The organism is Streptomyces sp. NPDC059443, assembly GCF_042750105.1.
Classification (GTDB): domain Bacteria; phylum Actinomycetota; class Actinomycetes; order Streptomycetales; family Streptomycetaceae; genus Streptomyces.
Genome location: NZ_JBHYVM010000025.1, coordinates 31,992 through 43,239 on the forward strand (window position 1 = coordinate 31,992; position 11,248 = coordinate 43,239).

Below are 11,248 nucleotides of genomic sequence, written 5' to 3' on the forward strand. Positions count from 1 at the left end.
GCGCCCGGCCGCGGCGGCCGCGGGCCGGTCCCGGCGCCTTGGGCGGCGCTTTCCGGGGGGGGGGGGCGGCCGGGACCGCCCCGGCCCGGTCCGGTTCGGCCCGGACCGGGCCGCCCCGGCTCACGAGGACCGTGCCCGGCTGGAGACCGTGACGCGGTCGACGCGCATCGGGTGGCCCGGTTCGGTCTCCGGGCCGGGGACCGCGCCGTCGGCGAGGGGGAGGCCGCCGCCGACGGCCACGTCGAGGATCAGGAACAGCCCGTGGTCCACCGCCCGCTTCCAGGTGTCCGGGTCCATGGCGGAGGCGGCCACCCGGTGGTGCACACGGCCGTCCAGGTACCAGCGCACCTCCTCGCCGCCGGGGGAGAGGTCCACCTCGACGGCGTACGAGTGGAACCCCGAGCGGCAGCCGTCGCACGGCCGCGGCCCCGAGCTCAGCCCCGCCGGCTCGCGGCACGGGCCACCTTCGAGGATCCCGCAGTGCAGGGTCGCGTAGACGCTGTCCCGCCCGTTGACGGACTCCATCACGTCGAGCTCCCCGATGCCCGGCCACCCCGTGTACCCGTCGCGCAACGGCGCGCCGAGGGTCCAGAACGCCGGCCAGTAGCCCGCCGCCTTCGGGCCGGCCACCTCGGGCAGGGCGATCGAGGCCTCGATGCGCAGGGTGCCGCCGGGGGGCGGTGCGAAGTCGGAGCGCCTGGTCTCGATGCGTCCCGAACTCCACCGGCCGTCCTTGCGGGTGGGGACGATCTCCAGCACCCCCTTCCCGTCGAGCCGGACGTTGTCGGTGGAGTCGGTCATGGTCTCGATCTCGCCGGTGCCCCACTGGGGTGCGGGGCACCCCGGGTAGCACGTACCGATGTCGTGCAGCCAGTTGGCGGCGGACGGGGCGCTGCCCGCGGGGCCGTCGAAGTCGTCCCGGAGCAGCTCGGTCCAACCGGACGCCTTTGGTGCCGCGGAGGCGGCCACGGCGGGCAGGGCCCCGGACTCCGTGAGCAGCCGTTCCAGCCGGGGGGTCAGGACCACGGTCGCGACATTGGTCAGGTGGGCGTCGTCCCGGTAGAGCAGGATGCGGTCCAGTACGGCCGGGCAGCTCGGGCCGTCCCCCGGGCACAGGACCGGGTTCACGCTGACGCCGAGTATGCCGGGCAGCGCGCCGGAGGCGATCCGCCGCGCCAGGGGATCGGGCCGCAGGGCGTTCGTACGGCCGAACGCGCAGGCGTCGGGGGCCTCCGGGCTGCCGGAGACGCACGCGGGGACGTCCGTGCCGGGCACGGGGGTGTCCTCGATGTAGACGATCGGCACGCCGAGCGCCCGCAGCGGTTCGAGGGTCTTCTCCCAGCCCGCCGCCAGGAGTTCGGGGTCGGCGGTGTAGCGGTTGAGGGAGGAGATCACGATGAGACGGGGCTTCGGCTGCTGCCGCAGCCGGTCCAGGGTGTCGGCCCGCCAGGTGTCGCACTCCCGGTAGGCGCGGCCGAGCTGCGGGCTGTCCACGGCCAGTCGGGGCAGCGGGCAGCCCTGTTTCACGAACTCCTGTAGTGCCCAGCCGCGTTGTGAGGCCATGGCGAGCATCGCGGAGAACCACTGGCCCGCGTGCGAGTCGCCGAGCAGCACGATCCGGTCGGGGCTGTCCACCGCGCCGAACAGGCAATCCGGGCTGCGGGTCACCGCCGGGGCGACCTCGCAGGCCCCGTCCGGCGGGAAGTCCTTGCGCGCCTGGGCGGGTCCGGGTACCACGGGGCCGTCCTGGAGCGGCGCCCCGGCGGTCCGGGCCAGCAGGTGCGGGCCAAAGGCGGCGCCCGGGGGCAGGCCGTTCAGCTCGACCGGCGCGGCCGGACCCAGCAGGTTCAGCGTCGTGGTGCCCACCACGAGCGCGAGGACGACGGGCAGTACGACGGCCGTGACGCCCACCGACAGCCCGCGGCGCGGGAGTTCGGAGACGGTGCGGCTACGGCGCAGCGGCCGCTCGACCCAGCGCATGGTGGCGTAGGCGGGCAGTACGGCGGCCAGCGTGAGCGCGGCCTTCACCGGCCAGCCCAGAGCGCCGAACCGGGCCCCGGCGAGGACGAGCACCGGCCAGTGCCACAGGTACAGGTTGTAGGAGAGCCGCCCCACCGCCCGGGGCGCCCGGCCCGCCAGCGGCCGGCCGACCCCGTAGGCGCCCATCGCGGTGTGCTCGCCCCGGCCGGGTATCGCGGCGAGGATGACGGCGCCGGTGGCCAGGGTCGGCACGAGGGCCGCGTACCCGGGATAGGGGGTGGAGGTGTCGTACGAGACCACGCACCAGAGGATCGCCGCGCCCCCGGACCAGCCGCACAGCAGCCGCAGCGGCCGGGGGCCCCGCATGAGGTGCCAGGGCAGCAGGGCCAGCAGCGCGCCGACGCCGAACTGCCAGACGCGCGAGGGCGTCGCCAGGTAGGCGAGCGAGGCGGAATGCCCCGTCCACCGCAGGGACAGCGCGAACGACCCGAGGACCAGCGGTACGGCGGCGAGGCACACGGCGGAGCGCACGGCGCGGCCACGGCGCACCGACCGGGTCACGCCGAGCACGATCAGGGCGAGCAGCGGGGCCCAGAGGAGGTAGAACTGTTCCTCGACGGCGAGGGACCAGAAGTGCAGCAGCGGGCTCTGGTCCCGTCCGGCGGCGAGGTAGTCGGTCTGCTGGGCGACGAACCGCCAGTTGGCGGCGGAGAGCGCCGCCGCGACCACGTCGTGCTCCAGGTCGGCGCGGCGCAGCGGGACGGTCAGCCAGGCCCCGGCCAGGGCCACCGCGGCGAGCACGACGGCGGCGGAGGGCAGCAGCCTTCGCGCCCGCCGGGAGAAGAAGTCCAGGAGCCGGATCCGGCCGGTGGTGACGGCCTCCCGGACCAGGAGGCCGGTGATGAGGTAGCCGGAGACGACGAAGAAGACGTCCACGCCCACGAAGCCGCCCGCGAGCCCCGGAATACCGGCGTGGAAGGCGAGGACCGCGAGAACGGCGAGGGCGCGCAGTCCCTCGATGTCGGGCCGGAAGGCGGACCGGTGCGGGCTGGGCCCGGACTCGCCGGAGCCCGACGGGGAGGCCGGGGGTCCGGTCGGTGGCGCGGCGGCGCGCCGGCGGTCGCGGTGCGCGCCGGGTGCCAGGGGGAACAGCATGGTCGTGAAGCCTTTCAACTCAGCCAGGGAAGCATCGGGTTGACCCACCCGGATGCCACCAGGCCGGTGAGCAGGAGGACCGCCGAGGCGGCGAGGGTTTCGGGCCAGCGGCGGGGCAGCACGCCGGAGCGGGCGAGCGGGAAGCTCCGTACGAGGCTGCGCGGGCGGGCAGTGGCCGGGGCCGGGGCGGCGGCCGCCGCCGGGCGCAGCTCGGCGATCAGGTCGCGGATCAGCGGGCCGTTGATCTGGCACTGCACGAGGAAGTAGAGGAACAGGCCCCAGTTGGGCTCCCAGCCGTTGCGGGCCACGGCCAGCGCGAGACCCGCGGCGGCGGCGCCGTTGGAGAGGACGAGCCAGAGCAGCGAGACGCCCACCACCCGGCGGGCCATCCCGCCGGAGGAGCCGGTGCTCCGGGCGCCGGTGGGCACCCAGTCGGCGCTGCGGCCGCGCAGGGTGTGCAGGAAGGCGGTGGCGGCGGCGACGCTCGTCAGGACGTTCGCCCGGATGACCTCCACCCGCCAGCGGGTCCGGCTGATCCGGGGCAGCAGCACGTGCCAGAGCCACAGCGGGGCGAGCAGCGGCAGGACGTGCCAGGGCCGGATGTGGTCCGGATACCAGAACATCATCACCAGGGGCGGCAGCGGCGCCGCGAAGGTGTTCACGGCGGCGGCCAGGTAGCCGACGACGCCCTCGTAGAAGCACAGCCTCATCCGCCAGGGCGCGCCCATCCGCCGCAGTACGGGGGTGCCGAGCAGGTGGAGGTTGCCCATCGCCCACCGGTACTGCTGGTTGACGAAGGAGGTGACGGTGTCGGGGGAGGTCCCCTTGGCGACCAGCACCGGTACGTACAGGGTGCGGAAGCCCTGTTCGTGGAGGGCGAGGCCGGTGTACAGGTCCTCGCTGTGGTCGAGCCGGGCGAAGCCGCCCGCCAGGTCGATGGCGCTGCGCCGGTAGACGGCGTTGCTGCCGCAGCAGATGGCGGCGTCGCTCGCGTCCCGGGACGGCTGGATCCAGCGGAAGAACCACTCCTGCGCGGAGCCGGCGGCCCGCTGGATCCAGCCCATGGTCTCGTCGGTGTCGAAGCACTGCGGGCTCTGCACGATGCCGACGGCCGGGTCGGCGAGGTAGGGGACGAGATGGCGCAGGAAGTCGGCCCGGGGTGCGAAATCGGCGTCGAGGATGGCGATGAACTCGGCGTCGCTCAGCGTCAGCGCGTGGTTGAGGTTGCCGGCCTTCTTCAGGTGCCCCCGGTCCGGGCGCACGACGTACTCGTACCCGTACGAGGCCGCCAGCGCGGCGACTTCGGGCCGGTCCGCGTCGTCCAGTACCCAAGTGGTCAGTGCGCCGGGCCAGTCGACGGCCGCCACGGCGCGGTAGGCGTTGGCCAGGACGGGGAGCGGTTCGCCACAGGTCGGCAAGTACAGGTCCACGCTCGGCAGTTGCGTGGGCTGCCAGGCGCGCACGAGCACCTCGTGCGAGGGTCGGGTCAGCCGGCGCTGGCGCAGGCTGTTCACCGAGGAGAGGCCGAGGGCGACGACGTTGAGCCCGAGGACGGCGAGGAAGGCCCACAGGGCCGGGGTGCGCAGCGCGAAGGTGAACATGGTCGCCGCGGTGAAGGAGAAGGCGAGCGAGGTGCTGATGAGGACCCAGCGTCGTTGCGGGCCGAAGTACCAGTAGAGCTCTTCGTCGGTAGGAGGTTGCGGAAGATGCGGAAGATGATGAAACGTCATAAAGCCCCCCACGGCTGTTTATGCGCCGGTTTCAGGTGGCCATCATAGCGTCACAGGTCTAGACCATTTGTTACGGGACGGCCAACAGGCCGAATGAGCCACGGGTTTGGCGCGTCTCATGTGGTCCAGACCTCTCAGGGGTCCATTCGAGCGTCCCCACCCCTCCCCGTCGGGAAGGTGCAGGTCACGTGGGGGTGAACAGACCCCAAAGACTTGCGCGGGCGGCCCGAGTCCGCTGTCGGGACCGGCCCGCGGCCGGGTCAGGGCCGTGACCCGGCCCCGTCCCGCAGGCGTTCGGCGAAGGCCTGCGCCGCGGCCAGGTCGCCGGGGTTCGGTCGCTGCTTGTTGATGCCGCCGACGAGCTTGAAGGGCGCCCACGTGTCGAACGCCCGGCACGAGAAGCTCCCGTCCACCCCGAAACCCTTGGCTTCGAGGAGCCGGACCAGCGGGCGGGTGACGGGTGCGAGGGGCACCTCGGGGAGCCCGCTGGTGGCGAACACGAACGCCCGGCTCCGCCGCCCGGCGGGCAGCGCCTCGACGGTAGCGGTCAGGCTGGAGTGGAGCCTGCCGTAGAAGACGCCCGAGCCGAATCCCACGAGGTCGGCCCCGGCGAGCTCCGCCGGGTCGGCCTGCTCGGGGGTGACGACCTTCGCGCCCAGTACGCGGGCCATGGTGTCGGCTACACGACGCGTATTGCCGTGTGACACGGAGGCGCAGACGATGACGGCCTTCATGGTGACGGTCCCTTCCCTCGGTTCGCTTGCTTCTGTAGCGAGGACCGCGTGGGGACGCCGAATGTGACGCCGCGCCCGTGTGACGGCGGACACCCCCGAACCGGCCGTCGGCCCCCACCCCTCCGGGGAGGGGTGGGGGCCAACGGGGATCCGGGCCGGGCTCAGAAGCGGGCGGAGACGGTGGTGTTGGCGAAGTCCTGGACGGCGTAGAGGCTGATGTAGACGTAGCCGGACGGGGGGTTGCTGATCGTGAGGGTCTCGGTGTTGCCGCTGTGCCTGGAGCGGGCCGTGTAGTTGCTGGTGGTGGCCCAGTTGGTGGGGCTGTAGTAGAGGTCGGCGTTGCCCGTGCCGCCCGAGACGGAGATCTTGAGGGAGGTCGTGCCTGCGGGGACGTTCAGGTAGAAGTAGCCGTAGTTCCCGGTCGTGGCCGAGACGTTGGAGCGCAGGCAGTTGTCGCCGAGCGCCCGGGTGTCGGCGGCCGTGCACTCGGCGGGGCCGGCGGCTCCCACGGTGACCGCCTTGCTTGTGCTGGCGGTCGCGCCCTTGTCGTCCGTGACGGTGAGCGTCACGGTGTAGGTGCCGGCCGCGGCGTACGTCTTGGCCGGGTTGGCGGCGGTGGAGCCGGCGCCGCCGTCACCGAAGTTCCAGGACCGGGAGGCGATGGTGCCGTCCGCGTCCGTGGAGGCGTCGGTGAAGTTGACGGCAAGACCGTTCACCGCGGAGGTGAACCCGGCCACCGGGGCCTGGTTGGCCGGCGGGGTGGTGGTTCCCCCGCAGTCGCCGGCCGCGCACTTGGCCAGCCAGGCCGCGAAGTCGGCGTCGTAGCGGGTGCCGATCGTGGAGGTCAGCAGGGTGCGGGCGGCGGCCCAGTCGCCGGTGCGGTAGTGGCCGAGCAGCGTGGCCACGTCCTGCGGGTGCGACTGGAGCAGGTAGCGCACCGCCAAGTAGCCCCACTGGTAGACGCGGGTCTGGTCGGAGTTGTCGTAGGTGTTGTCGAACAGCGTGCTGAGCTTGTACGTGTTCTTGCCCGCCTCGGTGACCGCCCGGTCGTAGGTGACGTTGCGGTAGGAGTACGAGATGTACTCCGCGAACCCCTCGACCCACATCACGGTCGGGGTCGTCATGCCCAGGTCGAAGTCCCCGTACATGTCGAAGCGGCCGTCGAGGTAGTGCGTGTACTCGTGGTTGAGGTTCCAGATCTGGAACGCGGGCCGCACCCACTCCGCCTCGTAGGCGACGAAGCGCGGCTGGTTCCCGGCGGCGGCAGGGTCGCCCTCCAGGTACATGCCGCCGTTGTCGGTGCTGATGCCGAAGATGACTCCGGCGTAGGTCTGGTAGTCGGAGCTGGAGTCGAACACCACCACTTCGATGGTGGTGTTGTTGTCGTTCGCGACCGGGCCGTTGTCCTTGACCACGTTGTGGAAGAAGGCGTCCTGGTTGGCCAGGCTGGTGCAAGTGGCGGACAGCTCCGCGTCCGTCATCTGCTGCGCGACGATCCGCAGGCTCGGGCTACAGGTGTGATTGACCGTCAGGATGGCGGCGCGCACCCGGTTCGGCAGGTCGCAGGTGCTGTAGTACGCGCAGTTGGCCGCGTCGTACGAGGAGGTCATCTCGGCCAGCGGCACCCAGAGGGAGGCGGTCCGGCCGGTGATGGAGCCGCGGTCGAGGAGCTGCTTGACGAGCGGCCGTACGGCTCCCAGGAGCTCCGGGTGCTGGAGGAAGCGGCCGAGTTCACGGCCGGCGTTGGCCGTCAGGTAGGCCTTGTCCGTGCCCAGCAGGGCGTCGTGGGTGACGGCGAAGTCGCGCAGCACGGTGAGGATGCCCGGGTCCGCCTGTACGGCGGGCAGGAACTCGGCGGTCTGGTGGCCGCGGAACAGGACGGTGTAGGCGTTGTTGACCGCGGCGACCATCGACCAGGAGCTGTCGTAGGAGGAGTTGTAACCGGTCAGCAGCCGCTTGACCACGCCGAGGTAGCGCGCGTTTTCCTGGGCGCTGTCGATCAGCACGACCGCCTCGGACAGGGTCTGCCCGTTGGCCTCGGTCACGTCCTGGGAGCGCGGCGCGCCGAAGAACCCGTCCAGGGCCCCCTGGATCGAGCTCTTCAGGGCCGGGCCGTAGGTGCCGACGGTGGACGCGTTGTACCACTGCACGAAGTACCCGGCGCGCAGGAAGAGCACGAGCTGTCCGGCCGAGGTGCTGTTGTCACCGGGGTACGCGGTGGAGGCGGAGCGCAGCGCGTCGGCCACCGAGACCATCTGTGCCTCGCGGAAGGCGGCCTTCGCGTCGGCGCCCTTGAGCTGGAACAGGGTGTTCACGCAGTCGAGGTCGGAGGCCTTGATCTGCTGGACCAGCGCACTGCCGGTCTTCGAGGTGAAGTCGGCGATGTTGCAGGCCGCGGCGAGGGCGCCGACGCCCGCGCCCGCGCCCGCGCCGACGCCCGCGCCGGTGCCGGACACCAACGTGGCTTTGGCTCTGTGCTGTTCGCTCCGCGCCGGGTCGGTGGCGGCCCGGAGCGGAGCGCGCCCGGACAGGTCCGTGCTCGGCCGAGCCGCGTGCTCCGCCCTCAGTGAGGCGGCCGCGGCCGCATCCGTGGAGGGCTGCGGGGCGGCGCCCGGCTTCCAGGCCGGCGCCGGGGCGGCGGGCTTCGTCTCGCGCGCGAAGGCCTGGCCGGCGGGGGCGAGCATGGTCAGGCCCAGACAGCAGGCCAGTGCGGCTATGAGGGGCCGGACGCGGCCCTTCGTGGTGGGGGAACTTCGCATGGGGGGTGGGCCTCCGAGCCGGTCTGCGGCCGTGCTGGCAACACGGCGAAGGTGAGGAACGGGCCGCGCGACAACGGGAGTTGGTGGGGACTTCAACTCTGTCGTGTACACGGAAACGAGCTGTGCAATGTAACATGGCACACATCACATGGCCCAGGAAGACCCCGATGGATTTTCTCGGCATCTGAGTCGGTGTCAGGCCGGGCCGCGCTCCGTACCGAATGCGCCGCGCGCCTCACGCGGCGATACTGGCGGGGTGAGGCGTACGCGTACGGTCTTGCTGTGCATCGCCGGCCTGATGGGCACCGCCCTTCCGGCCGGGGCGGCCGTGGGTGCGGAACCGGCCGCGGCAGCCCCGCGGGCCTGTGTCAGCTCGCCCGGCCCCGCCGAGGGCGACGCCCGCGAGATCCTCGGCATCGCCCGGCAGGCACAGCGGGAGTTCGGTCTGAACTCGGTCGTCCTGCGGGTCTCCTCCGACGGCCGGGAAGTCCTCACCACGGCGCTCGGCGAATCGATGACCGGGGTCCCGGCCGATCCGTCCATGCACTTCCGTACGGGGTCCGTGGCCATCGTCTACATGGGCGCCGTCCTGCTCCAACTCGTCGAGCAGGGCAAGGCCTCACTCGACGATCCGGTGTCCCGCTGGCTGCCGGACGTGCCGCACGGCTCGGAAATCACCCTGCGGATGCTCGGCAGCTCCACGTCCGGCCTGCACGACTACGTCACGGACCCCGTCTTCCTGGCCGAGCTGGAGGCCGCACCGTTCCGCAAGTGGACACCGGCCGAGGTCATCGGCATCGCCACGGCCAAGCCGCTCCTGTACGAGCCGGGGACCAACTGGAGCTACTCCCACGCCAACTTCGCGATCCTCGGCGCCGCGCTCGAAAAGATCAGCGGCCTCCCGCTGGACCAACTGCTCAGGCAACACGTGTACGAACCGCTCGGGCTGAGCCAGACCAGCAACCAGTACACGCCACAGATCCCCGAACCGGTCCTGCACGCCTTCACCTCCGAGCGCGGCACCTACGAGGAATCCACCTTCTGGAACCCCTCGTGGACCACCGCCCCCGGCGCTGTCCTCGTCCAGGACATCTGCGATCTGGACCGGTCCGCGCGCGCCGTCGGGACCGGGGAACTGCTGACCCCGCAGTCCTTCAAGACCCAGCTCGATCCGGGCACCATAGGCCTCGGCCACGCGACGGCCACCTGCCCGGCGAGCGTCTGCCTGCTGACCAACACGGCGGCCCACCACTTCGGCCTGGGCGTGATCGTCATCGACGGCTGGATCCTGACGAACCCGTCGTTCTCCGGGTACGCGGCCATCCAGGCCTACTTGCCCGCGAAGAAGCTCGCGATCTCCGTCACCGTGACGAAGGGTCCCAAGAGCCCCGCGGGCAACTCGGCCCAGACCATCGCCGAACGCATCTCCGCGGCCCTCGCCCCCGGACACGCGCTCAAGATGCGCTGAGGCCCGGGCCGTCTCCTTCGGATCCTGCCCGGCCCGCGCGCACGTACGGCAGATGGCGGAAGCGATTTGTGGCGCGGCCTTCCCGTCAGCACGCTTGGGTCCATGCCCTCACCCGTCCCCGGTCCGGTCCGCTCTCCCGTGCCGGTCCGGCCGGCCGGCTCCCGCCGGGTGCTGGTGGCGGGGTCGGTCGGCAATTTCATCGAGTGGTACGAGTTCGGCGTCTACGGATACTTCGCCACCGTCATCGCGGCGCAGTTCTTCACCCCCGAGGGCGGCAGCCCCGTGGCGGCGCTCGTCAAGACGTACGCGTCGTTCGCCCTCGCGTTCTTCTTCCGGCCCGTCGGGGCGGCCCTGTTCGGGCGGCTCGGCGACCGGATCGGCCGGCGCCCGACGCTCGTCCTGGTCATCTGCCTGATGACCGCCGCCACGACCCTCATCGGCGCCCTGCCGGCCTACGCGTCCATCGGCGTGGCCGCCCCCTGCCTGCTGACCCTGCTGCGGATCGTCCAGGGGCTTTCGGCGGGCGGGGAGTTCGGGGGAGCGGTCTCGGTCATGACGGAGTTCGCACCGCCGGGCCGCCGGGGTCTGTACGGGGCGTGGCAGTCGTTCACCGTGGCGCTCGGCCTGCTCGCGGGCGCGGCCGCGGCCGCGCTCCTGGCGGCCGTACTGACCCCGTCGCAGCTCGACGGATGGGGCTGGCGGCTGCCCTTCCTGCTGACGCTGCCGCTCGGGCTCCTCGCACTGGGCCTGCGCCTGCGCCTGGACGAGACGCCCGCCTTCACGGCGGCCGCCGACGGCGGGAGCGCACCCCTGCGGCGGCCGCCCGCCGGAGAAACGGTCAGGGCCGTCGCGCTGGGCGCCGGGCGGCTGATGGGGTGGTCGGCGGCCGGCTACACCTTCCTGGTGGTCCTGCCCTCCTACCTCCAGAGCACGCTGAACGCGTCCTTCCAGCAAGCGCTGGCCGCCACCGTCCTGGCGAACCTGGGCTTCGCGGCGTCGATCCTGCCCGCCGGCCTGCTGAGCGACCGGATCGGGCGCCGGGCGGTGATGCTGGCCGGAGCACTGCTGGTCGCCGTACTCGCGCTGCCGCTGCTGAACCTGGTGCAGGACGCCGGCGCGCCGGTGTACGCGAAGGGGGCGGCGCTCTTCGGAGCAGGGGCGGTCGTCGGGCTGATGGCCGGGCCCGGGCCCGCGATGCTGGCCGAGATGTTCCCGACCACCGTGCGCTACACCGGGCTCGGGCTGGCGTACGCGTTGTCCAACGCCGTGTTCTCGGGCAGCGCCGGGCTGATCATCACCAGGCTCGTCCAGTGGACCGGGAACATCGACGTTCCCGCCTACTACGCCGCCACCGCCTGCGCGGTGAGCGCCGTCGCGCTGCTGACGCTGCGCGGCGACGACCACGAGCGGGCGCTGAGGTGA

General features: G+C 72.3%; 6 protein-coding genes. 2 read left to right on the forward strand and 4 right to left on the reverse strand.

All coding sequences use genetic code 11. The features are described 5' to 3' along the window. Positions 1–120: 120 nt before the first annotated feature. From ACFXDJ_RS23360 to ACFXDJ_RS23375, 4 genes are all read right to left on the reverse strand, one after another. Positions 121–3,135: an acyltransferase family protein gene (locus tag ACFXDJ_RS23360; RefSeq protein WP_384850177.1), complete on the reverse strand. Its 3,015-nt coding sequence runs from the start codon at positions 3,133–3,135 to the stop codon at positions 121–123. 14 nt (positions 3,136–3,149) lie between these two features. Continuing rightward, the gene (locus ACFXDJ_RS23365; protein WP_384661946.1) at positions 3,150–4,865 is read right to left on the reverse strand and encodes a glycosyltransferase family 2 protein; all 1,716 of its coding nucleotides are present in this window, start codon (positions 4,863–4,865) and stop codon (positions 3,150–3,152) included. A gap of 260 nt (positions 4,866–5,125) precedes the next feature. Beyond that, the gene (locus tag ACFXDJ_RS23370) at positions 5,126–5,599 is read right to left on the reverse strand and encodes a flavodoxin family protein (protein WP_384661943.1); all 474 of its coding nucleotides are present in this window, start codon (positions 5,597–5,599) and stop codon (positions 5,126–5,128) included. 161 nt (positions 5,600–5,760) lie between these two features. Then, positions 5,761–8,358 carry a collagenase gene (locus tag ACFXDJ_RS23375; RefSeq protein WP_384661940.1) on the reverse strand — a complete coding sequence of 866 codons (2,598 nt, stop codon included), beginning with the start codon at positions 8,356–8,358 and terminating at the stop codon, positions 5,761–5,763. A gap of 256 nt (positions 8,359–8,614) precedes the next feature. On the opposite strand from ACFXDJ_RS23375, the gene ACFXDJ_RS23380 reads away from it, so the two are divergent. Beyond that, a complete protein-coding gene (locus ACFXDJ_RS23380) occupies positions 8,615–9,826 on the forward strand; it encodes a serine hydrolase domain-containing protein (protein ID WP_384661937.1) in 1,212 nt (403 codons plus the stop codon). A 102-nt stretch (positions 9,827–9,928) separates the two neighbouring features. Beyond that, positions 9,929–11,248, forward strand: a complete 1,320-nt coding sequence (locus ACFXDJ_RS23385) for an MFS transporter (RefSeq protein WP_384661934.1) — start codon at positions 9,929–9,931, stop codon at positions 11,246–11,248.